This window comes from Paenibacillus sp. Marseille-Q7038 (genome assembly GCF_965111595.1).
Genome location: NZ_CBCOOM010000001.1, coordinates 45365 through 61230, shown reverse-complemented (window position 1 = coordinate 61230; position 15866 = coordinate 45365). Strand labels below are relative to the sequence as shown.

At 42.8% G+C, this 15866-nt stretch carries 17 protein-coding genes; 6 read left to right on the top strand and 11 right to left on the bottom strand.

Annotation, left to right across the window (positions count from 1 at the left end; all coding sequences use genetic code 11):
- Window positions 1–201: 201 nt before the first annotated feature.
- Both ACWPWY_RS00320 and ACWPWY_RS00315 read left to right on the top strand, forming a co-directional pair.
- Window positions 202–990, top strand: coding sequence for an SDR family oxidoreductase (locus tag ACWPWY_RS00320; protein ID WP_454189876.1), 789 nt, complete (start codon window positions 202–204; stop codon window positions 988–990).
- A gap of 156 nt (window positions 991–1146) precedes the next feature.
- Window positions 1147–1422, top strand: a complete 276-nt coding sequence (locus tag ACWPWY_RS00315; protein WP_454192744.1) for a WXG100 family type VII secretion target — start codon at window positions 1147–1149, stop codon at window positions 1420–1422.
- A gap of 81 nt (window positions 1423–1503) precedes the next feature.
- Here ACWPWY_RS00315 and ACWPWY_RS00310 read toward each other — a convergent pair whose 3' ends face one another.
- From ACWPWY_RS00310 to ACWPWY_RS00290, 5 genes are all read right to left on the bottom strand, one after another.
- Window positions 1504–1773 carry a DUF4176 domain-containing protein gene (locus tag ACWPWY_RS00310; RefSeq protein WP_454189875.1) on the bottom strand — a complete coding sequence of 90 codons (270 nt, stop codon included), beginning with the start codon at window positions 1771–1773 and terminating at the stop codon, window positions 1504–1506.
- 15 nt (window positions 1774–1788) lie between these two features.
- The gene (locus tag ACWPWY_RS00305) at window positions 1789–2511 is read right to left on the bottom strand and encodes a hypothetical protein (RefSeq protein ID WP_454189874.1); all 723 of its coding nucleotides are present in this window, start codon (window positions 2509–2511) and stop codon (window positions 1789–1791) included.
- A complete protein-coding gene (locus ACWPWY_RS00300; RefSeq protein WP_454189873.1) occupies window positions 2512–3474 on the bottom strand; it encodes a WXG100 family type VII secretion target in 963 nt (320 codons plus the stop codon). It lies immediately after the preceding gene.
- 38 nt (window positions 3475–3512) lie between these two features.
- Window positions 3513–4325, bottom strand: coding sequence for a hypothetical protein (locus ACWPWY_RS00295; protein ID WP_454189872.1), 813 nt, complete (start codon window positions 4323–4325; stop codon window positions 3513–3515).
- A 98-nt stretch (window positions 4326–4423) separates the two neighbouring features.
- A complete protein-coding gene (locus ACWPWY_RS00290; protein ID WP_454189871.1) occupies window positions 4424–5131 on the bottom strand; it encodes a YwaF family protein in 708 nt (235 codons plus the stop codon).
- A gap of 433 nt (window positions 5132–5564) precedes the next feature.
- Here ACWPWY_RS00290 and ACWPWY_RS00285 point away from each other — a divergent pair, with 433 nt between their 5' ends.
- Entirely contained in the window at window positions 5565–6986 is a 1422-nt protein-coding gene (locus ACWPWY_RS00285) for an aspartate ammonia-lyase (protein ID WP_454189870.1), read from the top strand.
- A gap of 82 nt (window positions 6987–7068) precedes the next feature.
- Here ACWPWY_RS00285 and pruA read toward each other — a convergent pair whose 3' ends face one another.
- Window positions 7069–8616, bottom strand: a complete 1548-nt coding sequence (gene pruA / locus ACWPWY_RS00280) for an L-glutamate gamma-semialdehyde dehydrogenase (RefSeq protein WP_454189869.1) — start codon at window positions 8614–8616, stop codon at window positions 7069–7071.
- A 162-nt stretch (window positions 8617–8778) separates the two neighbouring features.
- Between pruA and ACWPWY_RS00275 the strand changes: the two genes are divergently transcribed.
- Window positions 8779–9702, top strand: a complete 924-nt coding sequence (locus ACWPWY_RS00275; RefSeq protein WP_454189868.1) for a proline dehydrogenase family protein — start codon at window positions 8779–8781, stop codon at window positions 9700–9702.
- 7 nt (window positions 9703–9709) lie between these two features.
- Here the strand turns inward: ACWPWY_RS00275 and ACWPWY_RS00270 are convergent, their stop codons facing one another.
- The 4 genes from ACWPWY_RS00270 to ACWPWY_RS00255 all read right to left on the bottom strand — a co-directional run bounded on the left by ACWPWY_RS00270 (window position 9710) and on the right by ACWPWY_RS00255 (window position 12208).
- Entirely contained in the window at window positions 9710–9916 is a 207-nt protein-coding gene (locus ACWPWY_RS00270) for a hypothetical protein (protein ID WP_454189867.1), read from the bottom strand.
- A 91-nt stretch (window positions 9917–10007) separates the two neighbouring features.
- Complete coding sequence (locus tag ACWPWY_RS00265) at window positions 10008–10709, bottom strand: hypothetical protein (protein ID WP_454189866.1); 702 nt, start codon at window positions 10707–10709, stop codon at window positions 10008–10010.
- Window positions 10710–10891: 182 nt separating this feature from the next.
- A complete protein-coding gene (locus tag ACWPWY_RS00260) occupies window positions 10892–11353 on the bottom strand; it encodes an AraC family transcriptional regulator (RefSeq protein WP_454189865.1) in 462 nt (153 codons plus the stop codon).
- Between the two features lie 177 nt (window positions 11354–11530).
- A complete protein-coding gene (locus tag ACWPWY_RS00255; RefSeq protein ID WP_454189864.1) occupies window positions 11531–12208 on the bottom strand; it encodes a hypothetical protein in 678 nt (225 codons plus the stop codon).
- Between the two features lie 126 nt (window positions 12209–12334).
- Between ACWPWY_RS00255 and ACWPWY_RS00250 the strand changes: the two genes are divergently transcribed.
- Window positions 12335–12880 carry a DUF6199 family natural product biosynthesis protein gene (locus ACWPWY_RS00250; RefSeq protein WP_454189863.1) on the top strand — a complete coding sequence of 182 codons (546 nt, stop codon included), beginning with the start codon at window positions 12335–12337 and terminating at the stop codon, window positions 12878–12880.
- A gap of 102 nt (window positions 12881–12982) precedes the next feature.
- Entirely contained in the window at window positions 12983–14212 is a 1230-nt protein-coding gene (locus ACWPWY_RS00245; protein WP_454189862.1) for an aminopeptidase, read from the top strand.
- Between the two features lie 164 nt (window positions 14213–14376).
- On the opposite strand, the gene ACWPWY_RS00240 is transcribed toward ACWPWY_RS00245, so the two are convergent.
- Complete coding sequence (locus ACWPWY_RS00240) at window positions 14377–15822, bottom strand: sigma-70 family RNA polymerase sigma factor (protein ID WP_454189861.1); 1446 nt, start codon at window positions 15820–15822, stop codon at window positions 14377–14379.
- Window positions 15823–15866 lie beyond the last annotated feature (44 nt).

Genomic DNA, 15866 nt, shown 5'->3' with positions numbered 1-15866 from the left:
CATGCCTGTTTGTAAATTCATCTACAGAAGAAGAATTACAGCCCTAATCCCTGCACGCTCTTTCTTGTAAAGAGAATGCAGGGATTTTGTATTTGTTTGATTTTGATTCAAAACTCCTCTCCTCGGGGTATTTACCGTACATAAGAAATCACATTAGATCAGCACTCACATAGATTCTTTACATTAAAGGAGGAAAAGAGAATGACACTACGTCTAGAAAACAAGCTCGCAGTAGTAACTGGAGGAGGTTCCGGTATCGGTCAGGCAACAGCCATTCGATTCGCTAAGGAAGGGGCTCGTGTTTTTTTACTAGACCGTACGGTAGAAAAAGCGGAAGAGACAAAACAAATCATTGAGAAAAACGGCGGTCAGGCTGATGTAGTTGAATGCGATATCGCTAAGCCGGAGATGGTGGAAAACGCATTGAAAGAAGTCGCTGTACTTGCAGGACGCATCGACATTATTTTTGCAAATGCAGGTGTAAACGGTAAACTCTCTCCTATTGAAACCATGGAAATCGAAGATTGGGATCAAACCATGTGTATCAATATGCGCGGAACATTTGCAACCGTTAAGTATGCGATCCCTTATATGAAAGATAACGGAGGCAGCATTATCATTAACAGTTCCATTAACGGGAACCGGGTCTTCTCGAACATTGGTTTCTCCGCATATGCTTCAACAAAAGCAGGGCAAGCTGCATTTATGAAAATGGCTGCACTGGAGCTGGCGAGATACAAAATCCGTGTGAATTCCGTTCACCCAGGCGCAATTGACACAGAAATTGATGGTAAGACGACTCGCTCTGAAGACTTGGAAGAAGTTCAAATCCCTGTTGAATATCCAGAAGGTGGACATCCACTCGCTGGCGAAGCTGGTAAGCCGGAACAAGTCGCAAATCTAGTATTGTTCCTTGCTTCTGATGAAGCTTCACACGTATCCGGTACGGAAGTATATGTAGATGGAGCAGAATCACTGCTTCGAGGCTAATTCTTTTAGATCCATTATTGTCACGAGCCTTCCCCGCTCTCTTGCGAATCTGCAAGAGAGCGTTTCTTTTAAAAATTAAAAAATTTATATTCTGCTATAACTCATATATAATCAAGGCACATGGATATTTGAACCTGAAGGAAAGGAGTAGTGACAATGGATCAGCGAATTAATCTCCACCCCGAGGAGCTGCAGCAGCTCTCCAAAGAGTTTGCTCAAGCTTCCCAGAATGGACAGACTATTATTCAGCAGTTGAACACCATGATTCATGAATCGGAAGGACAGTGGGAAGGCGACCGGCAAAAGGAATTCTACCAGCGCATTCAAGAGAGCCTTTCCTCTGTAAAGTCCTATCTGAACGGACTTCAGGAAACAAGCACGCAACTTCAGCAGACGGCCTCACGCTTTCGCGAAGCAGATCAATCCCGCTGAAGAAAAGATCTATCAACAAATAAATCCATGGATTTCCCGTTCGATACGGAGATCCATGGATTTATTATTAGTTATACTTCATTAGGATGACTCCTTCAGCCGGGCCGAGAACTGTTCTTCCTCTTCATCGATAAAGCCCTTAAATACGATCTCTTCAATATCCTCATGATTGAAAGCATACGTATAATCAGGATTAATATATCCTTCCGGATACAAGCAGCCGATATAGTCAAACGAGCGGGGAGGCTCTGTCATCATTATTTGCTTACGTCCATAAATAACGAGCTTCTTGCTTCCTTCTTTCAACCGAACGATCGTTCCATTGGGGAGAAGTGTTATAGATTCATTCAATGTAGGAAACCTCCTTTAAATGTGTTGAGGCGGATGTTTTTCTTTTTCCGGTGAAGACGCGCTACCGCGAGTTTGTTTAAGCCAATAATAACGATGCAGCTCCAGGATAAAATGAAACATGACAAAGGCTAACATCGAGTATACGCACATAAGTACAATGGCTACAGTATCTTCACTTACAAACATTAAGGAAAGATTAGCGAGCAAATATCCGAGACCCGTTAATAGGGTCAATGTCACCATGGATATACGAGATGCTTCTTCCCTCTTTTTACGCGGTACCTCCAGTTTCCGGATATGAGAGCGGATGTACTGATATAGAGCAAATCCATAAGCTGCAAATGATCCGAGAGCGTACCAAGGGGTCTCAAATCCAAGTCCTTCATAAGCAAATTTCTGGGTTACGACCATGAAGCCGAGCGAACAGACGATACCGAACACACCTCTAAATAAAACATAATTCAGTTGAAGCTTTCGGGGGGCAGCAATTAGGGCCAGGGCCCATACATTCATGACAGCAAGCGGCGGAAATAGAATATAGGCATATATCGGTTTATACGGCACGCTCATCACCGGGATGATCAAAAAAAGATTAAGGAAAAACAGAACCAGTATCCCTGCATTCAGCCTGATACCACTCACCGGATACATAGAGAGGTAGTTCTGAAACGCCCTCCGATCGTAATGGGTTCCTTTCCAAGTCTTGTCTTCGGTTTGGTGTCTCTTACGCTTCTCCATCTATTTAAACCACCCCGAAACTGTCGACCAAGCCTCTTTGGCACCGTGCTTAACGACATCTTTCAAAGAATCGTCCTGCCCATCCTTATCAAGATCCATATCCATTTTAATTCCTTCCGCCAAATAGGTCAGCCCCACCGAGACGCCAAATCCAACAGCGCCTACCGCAATCACTGGTGCTGCCGCAGGCATGATAGCAGCTGTCAGGAGTGTCGCCCCTACGGTGGTAGCTCCTCCAACGACGACGTTACCGATAACATCTCCGGCAATCTTGTCAGAGGAAGCATGATTATCTAAATTTTCTTTCGTGTCCGTAAACACATCTATACCAACACTTGCCCAGCCAAGCTTGTCTTTAAGTGCTGTTTTTGCTCCATATAAAGGATCAGCCATCGCATAGATCTCTTTGATTTTAGGAGAGGCTGTTCCGTTCTTGATCGCTTTCTCCATCGATTCTAAATAGTAAATTTTATGCTTCCGCGGACGTCCGTTAACGATCGAATTATTTTGTACTGAACTATAGCTGTCTCGTACCAACATACGCGGGCTTCTTCGATCCAGATTCTGCGTGACCTTATAACCGTTATGCACCCGATAACCTAAACTGGCCACCGCAGCAGCACCCGTCACCGTTCCCATAATATTACCCAAACCATCGAGCGGAGCCATCGGGTTAAAACCGGTGAGGCCGAAGGTCCCCCCAGATTGGTCCTTCTGTTCGAATTGTTCTCTGGTTGTTCTTACAAATTGTGAAAGCTGATGCATGCTCTCGGCTGCGGACTGAAAATTCCGCTGATGGGACTGGTACATCCCAACAATGACCTCACGGTTAGATGACTGCCATACTGCACCCGAAAGAGCACTCTGAAGTGAAGAATCTACCTGTTGCAGCTGCTGCGAGACCTGTTCGAGCTGCCTTGCGAGCGTGCCCAGATAGGATGACTTCATTACGATCCGACTCATGCTTCTCCTCCTTGGCTTTATTTTTTATTACAGCAATGCTAAACCGGCGCAAGAACTTTTAATGTCCCTGCGGCAATTAAGTACAAAGTTTGAATCAGTTCAGGTTCCGTCAAAGAATAGCCTTGCATGAGCCCTTCATCATTCTGAATAAAGATCCAGTTTGCAGCTGTGCTCCCGATAAAATAGACGGACCTAGAACGAAGATCTGTCCCTCGAATAACCGTGACAAATGTGCCCCACTGCTGAATAGAATGGCAGGATTGTATTAAGGAAGCAACCGCGGATGCTTCTGTCTGCGCCGCTGGGTCTCTCCTCAAAATAGACTCATACGCATTCGTATTTTTTGTATCCCATTGTTCTTGGAGCTGTTTCAGTGTCACAGGCTGCAGGCAAATACGGTAATCCTGTGCTGTGACGTCAGGCAGCTGAAGTTCATCCCCTATTTGGGATAACAACTCTTCGAGGCTCTCTTCAAAGGAAGTAAGTACGATTTCCCCTGCAGCTGAACTCCATATCAAACGAACAATCTGTCCGCCGGATATAAAAGCATAGGAAACCGAAGATTCGCTTTCTAACCTGCTTGATTGGAGCAGCATAACTGCACTGCTGTATTTGCAGGCTTGTAAGAGATTCAGCAGGCCGGGTTCAAGCGTAATCTCTTTTTCAGCGGATTGAAGCAGGCCGGCTTCCTCTAGCTGTCTGATCAAACTCTGATGATCTGTAAATACAGTTTCCTCGGTTTCATTAGCACCAAAAATAACAGAGAGCGTTTCTCCCTCCGGAATACTCAACAGCTGAAATAATAATGCTGCTTCATTAACCGTTAAATGATACGAATACGGTAATGCCAACGATTCCTCCTCCTTTTCCATTTCTTTTGGTTTCCATTATAAACCAAATATTGCATGTTTCCTATTTCAAAATAAGGAGCCATATCAGGCGTATTTGATTACATACTCGTTTCCCTGCTCTCCTCTACTCGATTCACTGCGCCCCAAGGAAGATAGAAGAAAAGTAAATACAGCATAAGAAAAAGAAGAAGCGCTAGTATTTCTTCCATTAAGATATAAAGCGGATATGGACCCAGCAGATCCAGGATCGATGGTGTATCCGGCTTGCGTGAGAGGAACATATAATTTGCTCCTGTCATCTGATTGATTAGCCACACGAAACCAGCCACCATGTTGAGCATGACAAAACCGATCGGTACAGATGAAAAGGATAACTTATTATTTTCGATCCACGTCATATAAAAAGCAGACAAAATAATCGCTCCATGGGCGACGAAAAACTGAATAAACCGAAAATGCGGAAAAGCATATGCTAAGTTAGGGGTGAGCAAGGCAGCCAGCGCTCCACATATTCCCGCATAAAACACAAAAATATACAGCATCCTGTTTTTCGTGATCAGCATTATAATCGATAAAATAAGTGTGAGGCTGCATAGTTCAAGCGGCAACGTATTTTTTATATCCCATAGACCAAAAGCTTGATACCATATTTCGAGCGTAAGTTGCGACAGTATTAAAATGACAGCAAGACTCCACCTTAACAGCTCTTTCAACAGACGTGATTGGCGTAACCTGGACCTAAATAAGAACAATAATAAAAGCAGAGATAAAATAATTAAAAGGACGGTAACATGAGAACCTGACATATACTCAAATATCCCGGCATGAAATGGATCAAATATTGAAGAATCACGTGAGGTAGAATACACTCCGCTCCCCCGATCTTTTATTTACATTGGAATAGGTTTATGAGAGGCAACAGGAATAACGGCTAAGTTCTTGTTCGCTAAAGGAAATATTACACAAATCATTAGGGAATTGGAATCACTTTGATCCCTTCTTTTATCTTTTACGAAGTATGTAAATCTATGATTTAGGCAATCGTTACCCTCGTCACTCTGCTAGATTCATTGCATATAATAATAAAAAGAGATAAAAAGACTGCGCTTTCATTTTATTTCCAACTTTAGGTCAGGTTGATGTATACTATTATTGCTTGGTGGAAAGATGATATTTTACAATAAACTTATCGCGAGCTATATTTTACATCATAATAGCTTCCTACTGGAGGGAACGTTTGTGTCTGAAACCGTAAGAATTGAAAGAGATTTTATTGGTGAACTAAGTATTCCTGCGTCTGCCTACTATGGCATTCAAACGATGCGGGCGGTCGATAATTTCCCTATTACCGGAGTGCCTATTGAAAAAGAACTCATATTTGCTCTCGCTGCTGTGAAGAAAGCCGCTGCGATGGCTAACATGGATATGAAAATGCTGCCGCCGAAAATCGGAGAAGTTATTATCAAAGCAGCAGAAGAAGTAATGCAAGGGAAATTACTTGATCAGTTTATCGTTGATTCCATACAGGGCGGTGCAGGCACCTCCATTAATATGAATATGAATGAAGTCCTTGCCAATCGAGGACTTGAGCTTCTATCGAAAGCCAAAGGCGATTATTTTCACTGCAACCCGAACAACCATGTGAATATGTCCCAATCTACCAATGATGCAATCCCGACAGCGCTGCGGATTGCAGCCTATCGTCATGCAACGACGCTTTTACAGACGATGGAGCAGCTTCACGGCGGGTTTGTACAAAAACAATTAGAATTCGATGATGTAGTCAAAGTAGGAAGAACACATCTGCAAGATGCTGTTCCAATTAAACTAGGACAAGAATTCGGTGCCTATGCCAAAGTGCTCTCTAGAGATATGGAACGACTTCAAGAAGCGTCCAAACGACTTCTTTCTATTAATATGGGAGCAACGGCTGTGGGAACGGGACTAAATGCAAAAATTGAATATATCCAAAAAGTGACCGAACATCTCGGTGCGATTACAGGTTTACCTTTATATACCGCTGAAGATCTGGTCGATGCTACACAGAATACAGATGCGTATCTGGAGATGTCTGCCGCACTCAAAGTATGTGCCGTCAATATGTCCAAGATCTGTAACGACATTCGACTTATGGCATCCGGTCCAAGAGCAGGTTTCTCGGAACTTCTGCTTCCGGCAAGACAACCAGGTTCCTCCATCATGCCGGGGAAAGTAAACCCCGTGATGGTTGAAGTCATGAATCAGATTTCATTCCAGGTCATCGGCAACGATCATACGATCGCGCTGGCCTGCGGTGCAGGACAGTTTGAACTAAACGTAATGGGCCCTGTTATTGCCTTTAACCTGTTACAATCGCTCAAGATTATGAATAACGGAATGGATGTATTCCACCGGTTTGCTATTAAAGAACTGGATGCGAACCGTGACCATATTAAAACAGTACTGGATCAAAGTTTCACAATGATTACTGCTCTGAATCCGCATCTTGGATATGATGTAGCTGCTGGAATCGTGAAAGAAGCACTTCGTACAAAGCAGACGATTACCTCCATTATTTTAGAGCGGGGACTGCTCACGCTAGAAGAACTCCAAGAAATTATGCATCCGGAGCAAATGACGACACCAGGTATTGCAGGAGAACGTTTCCTTCATATGGGATAATTCACACTAGAATGAACGTAAAGAAGCCATGTTTCCTCTACAGAGGACATGGCTTTTTTTTATGCTGATAAAACTAAGGGATTTAGTATTTTTCAGAGACCAGCTTGGCTTGTGTGAACAAAAGTAAGTAATCCCGTCCGCCTGCTTTGGAATCTGTTCCCGACATATTAAATCCACCAAATGGATGAACACCTACTAATGCGCCCGTACATTTTCGGTTGAAGTACAAGTTGCCTGCAAAAAAGACGGATCTGGCTTGTTCCAGATGAGTTCGGTTTCTGGAGAATACAGCGCCGGTCAGCCCAAATTCCGTATTGTTCGCATACCGCAGTGCTTCTTGGAAGGATGAAGCCTTCGTAAATGCCACGACAGGACCAAAAATCTCTTCCTGCGATACACGCGAAGTAGGACTTACACCCGCAATGATCGTTGGTTCAATGAAATAACCATCATTAATTTCTGCCTTTCCTCCAAGGACGATCTCCCCTTCTGTTCTTCCGATCTTGATGTAATCTTGAATTTTTCGAAAAGCATGCGGATCAATCACCGGTCCAACGTTTGTCTCCGGCTGCAGCGGGCTGCCTACTTTGAGTTTCCGGGTCAGCTCAATGACTTTGGAAAGCACTTCATCATATACACTCTCATGAATGATTGCTCGTGAGCAGGCAGAACACTTCTGACCTGCAAAACCAAATGCTGAGGCAGTGATAGCTTCCGCTGCGGCTGTGAGATCACTTCCTTCATCTACGATAATTGCATCCTTACCGCCCATCTCCGCAATCACTCGCTTCATCCATCTCTGTCCTGGAGCTGTTTTGGCAGCCCGCTCATTGATCCGTAGCCCAACTTCTCTTGAGCCTGTGAAACTAATAAACCGGGTCAGTGGATGATCGACAAGGTAGTCACCAATTTCACTCCCCGCTCCGGGTATGAAATTAACAACACCGCTAGGTACTCCTGCTTCAATAAGGAGCTGTACGAATTTTGCAGCAATGACGGACGTCGTACTGGCTGGTTTCAACACCACTGTATTGCCTGATACAATAGCAGCGGTGGTCATGCCTGCCATTATCGCAAGCGGGAAGTTCCAAGGGGGAATGATCACTCCTACACCCAGCGGCACGTAGTATAGCTCATTATCTTCCCCTTCGATATAAACCAGTGGCTGCGGCTCCGCAAGACGCTGCGCTTCTCTGGCGTAGAATTCCATAAAATCGATGGCTTCTGCCGTATCTGCATCTGCCTCCCCCCACGTTTTCCCCGCTTCATACACCATCCAGGCAGAGAATTCATGTTTTCTCCGGCGAAGCAGTGTTGCTGCTTTGAATAAGTATCTCGCCCTCTCAGAGAAAGCCGTATACCGCCAATGTTCAAATACCGCTTGGGCTGTGACAATCGCCTGCTCCGCCTGCTCCTCACCTGCCTGAGATAAACTTCCAATCACCTGATCTTTCTGGGAAGGATTTATGGAGATGGCCTTTGTTTTGGTCTCAATTTCCTTACCGCCAATGATAAGCGGATAATGCTTGCCAAGTTCGGATTCAACCAACCTCAGCGCATTTTTAAATAATGTCTGATTTCCTTCAGCACTAAAGTTAGTAAAGGGTTCATTTTGGAATGGAACGGGCATATTTGTGCCTCCTTCTAATTACTGGTCAGGCTTGTTCTCAATCTGCTGCAGTATGGGCTCTCTGCTTTATTGAAAGCGAAATGAGAAGAGTTCTGTATTTCATATGTATTCATCTTGACTTTCCCCCATACATATGAAACGTAGAAGGGAGAGATCAACCCCATGAAAATAGGAACTGAACTATACCGAAAAACCTTGCTCACCGTCTCCGGTAATCCGCTGGTGGAGAAGTTGACCTTACGATACGGCAAGTCCTTGGCAAGAAAATTCATTGCCGCAAGTGATTTAGAAGGAGCCATTGATGAAGTAAAAAAGCTGAATAGTAAGGGAATCATGGCCACATTAGACCATTTAGGGGAAGGAATCACGAAGCTTGATCAAGCGTCAGACTATCGTAATGAATACAGTCGGCTTATCAAAGCGATTGCGGAGTCTCGGGTACATGCGAATGTATCCTTGAAACCTACGCAAATGGGTCTCGCTCTGAATAAGGAAGTTTGTTATGAACATATTCGCGCAGTGGTTCGAGAAGCGAAATACCACCGGAATTTTGTCCGGGTTGATATGGAGGATTCGCCATACACAGATGCTACTTTAGAAATCGTATGGAAGCTCCACAAGGAGCAGTTAACAAATGTGGGCACCGTCATTCAAGCTTACTTGTACCGTTCGGAACAAGATGTAGAGGATTGTATAGATCAAGGCATTCCCCTCCGGCTTGTAAAAGGAGCTTATAAGGAATCCTCTTCTATCGCCTATCAGAATACGAAGGACGTACTCTGGCAGTACAAACGAATCATCCAGATGCATCTGGATCACCATGTCTACACCGCCATCGCTTCTCATGATGACAAGATCATAAGATGGACAAAACAATATGCTCTTGAACATGAGATTCCGAAGGATCGTTTTGAATTTCAAATGCTGTATGGGCTTCGTACGCAGGAACAAGTGAAATTAGCAGAGGAAGGATACCGAGTGCGATGTTATGTACCTTACGGAACGATGTGGTATCCCTATTACACGAGGAGACTCGCAGAAAAGCCTGCTAATTTAATGATGGTACTAAAAAATATGGGAAGGTAAATCAATTTTACAATACCTTTTGTTGCTCTAGGGGGATAACAGAATCTACATTCTCCAATATGTACAAAAATCCAGAGTCATTTTTCATTTGGTATCTCGACTGCAGAGTATTGTACTTCTCTTCAGAATCTTTATATACCATCGTAAAAACTACTGTATTCACACCCAAAAGTATGATTAATCCGATAATCGTAAATTTCGAAACCTTTGACATCGTATGATTTACCTCTCTGCGATAAGACTATCTTGTAAAATCTGTAGATTGATCAACGATAAAGAAGTCTGTGACCTGACCATCGTTGTCCTTATCCAGCAATCCTCAAATCCGAATAAAAATCTTGGTTCAATTTTTCTATATTTAGAATAAAAGGCTGTATTTCTTTTAAAAAATATCTTTTTACGTTACTTGGATAATTTGAAGAAGAAGCCATCGAAGTTGCCATTTCTTTTGATTCAAAAAGTTTTTCATTCATAGATCGCGACTCACCTGCTAACGATAATAAATATTTACGAGTTCTATCATCTATTAATTTGGGATCAGATTTCCAATAACCATAACTAATGGTTCGAATGGGATTCCAGGTCAATCCATGAGTTAAAAAATATAGATCTGCATCATCCGATTTTGTATCCGTTTCTCCACCGGTATTCATATAATCCTCAATAAATTTATCACCGTAACCGCTAAATTTTATAAGCAGAAATAGCTGCTCATCAATCTCTGTCGCTTGAATTTTGGCAGTTTCAATGAATTGTTGAACATTAGCAGGTCTCTCATTTTTCTTCGTGTTGCTTATAGATTCTAATGTGTCGGCAAGTGGAATGGATGATACCGTATGTTCCAATATGTATAGAAAGGCAGTATCATCCTTTTCTTTGTACAAAGACATCAGAAGTTCATGCTTTTGGTTGTTCTTTATTTCGGCATCGCTATATACCCTTGTGTAAATCATTGTGATTACACCCAAAAGTATAATAAATACGATAATGTATGATTTCTTTGACAACTTATCTTCCTCCCAAGGTAAATTTACCCTGTTAAGGCTATCTTATTATCAGCTAAAAACAAAGCCAATATTTTCTATATCCTTACCTATTCATTTTAAGATCCAAGCACAGTTGTTTACTAAAATGCAAACAAACCGAGATAAGATTAGCTCCTGATCTCGGTTTGTTTAACGTGGATTATTTAGTTTATATCGGTTTTTACAGGCACACATATTTCGCAATAATCATCCAGGATCATTTGACCCTTATATCTTTCAATAATCGGTTTATTATCCATGTGATATCCTCCGCTCCTTAACGCAGGGAAGATTTGATTCCAAGCTTTCTGAATATCTTCGGCTGTATGTTTAACCTTAAAAATAGCATAGTCACCACCAGATAGCTCACTTTCAGAAATTGAATTGTTCATTTGATAATCTTGGGGAATAACAATGCAAGCATCATATCGACATTGTTCAGGAAGTGTCGTTTCCGGATTATCTTGCGGAATTCCGAATAGGACAGCAGATTCAGTAAGCAGACTTTCTTCCTTTGCCCACTCCTTTAATCCTTGCATTCCCTCGTTGTTACCAGAACCGTATTCCCCCACTTGTCGTACATAGGCAATGCGAACATTTGGTAGAGTTTCAATATCAAAATTCATCGTTTCTTTCCTCCTCTTTCAACTATATTAGGTACATTTCGAATGCTATCATGATATAAAAATGTATTCATATGTTTTTTTGAATGAATTCCCTAAGACCTAGAGGCTTATTACATCCACTTAAGTACATATGTACATATAAAAAAAGCACCTCATATTAAGAGGTGCCCTGTCATGTTAATACCAGTCCGTTAATCGGGTTTGATCAAAATCAACACCGTACACCACATCATTTTCAATGATCTTCCAAGATTCTGCATTGACAACACAATGAATAAATGTAGATTTAAACACTTCAATCGTTGCAGGTACGGCCTTGATGACTCTTTCAATCGGTGAACCTTTGCCTGAATGGAAAGCTTCCACAGCCACTTCATTCGCTGCTTTAGAAGCGAGGTCAAAGCAACCTTGTAATTCATTTATTATAAATTGGTCCAGATGATTTGGAAACTTAATATATGCATAGATCGTTAGTTCAGAGTCACGTCTTTTTAAACAAGGATAAGTAAATTTAACTTTACCAAATGGCGTTTTAAATGCATTTTTACATGCTGCAATTTTAAATTCTGGAACTTTGATGGCAAATAACCTCTTATTGATCTGTTCTATTTCCGTTAATGGCTGAAGGGCAGGAAGAACGAACTCACTCTCATTAGATACCAATTCATAATCGACTTGTTCGGGGTCTGGTGTCGTGATAAAAAATTGCGGCATCGCAGCCTGAAGTTCTTTTTGAATATCAGAAGGCAGGTCAAGCAGATCAACTGCATCTCCGTGGTCCTCCACTTCCTCATAAGGAATAGGTTTATCTGATCGATAAAAATTATAGGCCCACTGTGCTTTTATACGGTTCATGTATATCCTCCTCGTGCTTATTTCTAGGCTAATGTATGCATCCTTCCTCAGGATTGTGAATGCGCACAATTAGAAAGTCGCTATGTTACACTAAAAGCAAGAAGGTAAAGATAGGAAGTGTAGTTTTTGATTGGTGTTGTTGGATGTTTATTTATCATTGTGGGACTGATTGCAGCTATTTCACCCTATTCTGCATGGTATTTATCCGTAGGGTGGAAATTTAAAGATGCAGAACCAAGTGATTTAGCTTTAGGAGTAGAGCGAATTGTCGGTATTGTCCTCGTAATTGCCGGATTTATTATGGTGGTGTCAAGCTGTTCTGCGGGGAGCGCAGATCGAAATTGGCCCGATCAATTCAAAGAGAAAATTACTGCTGGCGAGGTTCAAGAAATATCAATCGGTTGGGTAACTCCCGTTACCCTGTCATTCGAAGAAACAACGGAAGTGGTCCGTATGATGGAGGAAGCAGCACTCATACCTATGGATTCAAGTAATGTGTATGGAGCAAACAATACAGGTTCAATTATGTTCACAGACCAGACCACTGTAGAAATCGTATTTTTCGGTAATTCTGGCAGGATTGAGTTACACCCGAATAATACGGATAAAATATATATCATAGATAGTGAAGGCCTAGAAAAATGGTATAGGGTGAATTATTCAAACAAGTAACCGTGAAAAACGGCTGGAAATTTTGATTCACTGGAAAATAGCGGTACACTAGAGAAGAGAAATGTAGTAAAGCGGATAGCAAACATAAGGAGATGACCCGATATGGATTTTCAAACCAAATTAAATAATTATGCAGAACTACTCGTGAAAGTCGGGGTAAATGTACAAAAAGGGCAGACTGTCGTCCTGAACATATCCATTGAATTACCTGAACTCGCTCGTGCAATCGTCAAAAAAGCATATGAAGCGGGTGCTTATCAAGTAAAAGTAAACTGGACGGACGATGTGGTATCACGCATTCAGTATGATATGGCATCTGAAGAATCCTTCCTGGAAGTACCGAAACATAGAGCAGCAGAACGCATAGAACAAGCAGAGAATGGTGCTGCTTTTATTACAATCAAGTCCGACGATCCCGACCTGCTCGCAGGCGTATCTTCTCAGAAAATTATTAATGCGAACAGAACACTCAGCACGGCACTGACACGTTTTCGCCAGCTGACTCAATCCTTTAAGGTAAGCTGGTCCCTTGGAGCTGCTCCTTCTAAAGGATGGGCTGCTAAAGTATTCCCAGACTTGCCGGAAGATCAGCAAATTGCGAAGCTATGGGACGTTATTTTCCAAATGGTGCGTGCCGATCAGCCTGATCCTGTAGGTGCTTGGGAGAAACATATCGCAACTCTTAAAGAAAAAAGTAATTACTTGAACCAAAAACAATATAAAAAACTTCGTTACGTTGCCCCAGGTACAGATCTAACGATGGAGCTTCCAGAGAATCATATCTGGCTTGGAGGTAATAAGGAAAATGAAAAAGGGATCTGGTTCGTACCGAATCTGCCTACCGAAGAAGTCTATTCTGCACCGCTTCGTACAGGAGTGAACGGAAAAGTATCCAGCACGAAGCCGCTCAGCTACAGTGGTAACATCATCGACAACTTTACATTTACGTTTGAGAATGGACGTGTCGTTGACGTGACGGCAGAAAAAGGGGAAGAAACACTGAAGGGTCTCGTTAACATGGACGAAGGCGCTCATTATCTCGGCGAAGTTGCCCTTGTGCCGCACCATTCTCCGATCTCGGACAGCGGAGTCCTCTTCTACAAAACGCTGTTTGATGAGAACGCAAGCTGCCATCTCGCGATCGGAAGTGCCTATTCTGCATGTATCGAGGGTGGAACCGAAATGACTCCTGAGCAGCTGAATGAGCATGGTCTGAACACCAGTACAGTGCACACCGATTTCATGATTGGCTCTGCCGATCTTGGTATCTATGGTGTTACCGCTGATGGAACAGAAGAACCTGTATTCAAAAAAGGAAACTGGGCGTTTTAATTTAAGCTCATAACAAAGAAGAGGTTGTCCCTATTCACCATATGGTGACTTCGGGCAGCCTCTTTTTTTTGATACAACACCCTATACTTCAATCTAAGGGGAAATGCTTTATCTGGAAAGGAATCGTTCTCAGACTCTTCCGCAATCAACGTAAGGTATACGATCTACACTGCGGACAATCCAGCCTTCGTCAGGGAGATCGATGCATTTTTGAAAGAAGCTCCCCCAGTCATGTAGGCCTTGAAATCCTTTACTCCCTCTAGCACAATCAGAGGCTGAGGTCGTTCTGCCATTTTACGGAGTACGTACCAAAATTCCAAATCGCCCATTCCCAATTGATGAAGCGTATTGCCTACGTTACGAAACAAACCCTCAGGAGAATGCTCACCAGCAGCGATCTCTTTCATTACTTCCCGCTCCACACTCCCTATTCCATCAGGTTCTGACGATAGGCGAGAAAGGTAAGCAAGATACGCCTCTTTTGAAAAAGGTAAAGATGAGGTATCACCGTTCAATAACTGCCTCAGCTCATCTAGATCGCTTGATGCATACGCTTTCCACAGAGCATCACCAAGCTGAAGCTCCTTACTGCTTACCAATTGCCACGTACCGGATAATGTCAACAGCTGCTCTGACGTTAACTGACCTAATCCACGGAACACTTCAATACCAGGGAATTCGCCAATCGTAAGCAGATTAAGCTTCGTATGTCCTAGATCTTGATGAGCGAAAAAGGACAACAAATAACAAAGCATCGTTTGATCGAATAGATCATGTTCGAACCATAACACTACCTCGTCATATTGCCGGAACTTAGCAAGCTGCTCTTCCTGTTGCTTACAGGTCACCCTATATTGTTCGGCAGGAATGCCTAAATTCTGCTCTAAGTACTTCGCCCGTACAGTGAGATGAGCATCCGTATTCATCTCCTTGAATACAGGTCCAACCGTATAGATCTCTCTCCAGACCAGAATATCCCCTTGTATCGAACCTTGCTTCAGCTTCTCTGCAACGACATCTCCATTCACAATATGCAGCATTTTTCTTCCTCCCTCATACAAGTCTTGAAATACAGCAATGAAATCCGCTACAGGCAGTTTATCTTTCAGTTTCTTACGTGCATCATGTAATCTCTTCTTCAATACAGATGTAGATGTCTCCAAATATTCACTGATCTCACGTAAAGAGTAACCGTAGAAATAATAGAGCTGAACGGGCACCCTGCTCCTCAAAGGTAAGGCTGCAACAGCTTCATGAATGATTTGATTCAGCTGAATTCTGCTGACTTCCTCCTCCACCGTCTCCTGCATTGCCTGCTGTTCCTGTACCCCTTCTAAATCCACTTCTCGCACTTTGTTATTCTGCCGCCCAATACGGTAGCATTTACGCTCAACGATCACGCGGAACCAACCTGGGAAGGCGTCCACCTGTTCTAGCGAACCCAGCTTCAGATAAGCTTCCGCAAACGCTTCTTGCACCGCATCCTGTGCTAAATAGTAATCTCCTAGCTTTTGATAACTCACCGCATGGGCCATCCCGCTGAAATGTCGCACGAGCTCCTGAAATGCTTCCGGGTCACCCTTTTGCGCTTTTATAATCCATGATTGCAAAATGAATCTCCTCTCTTGATTTCTATATGTAAGTGTCATGAATC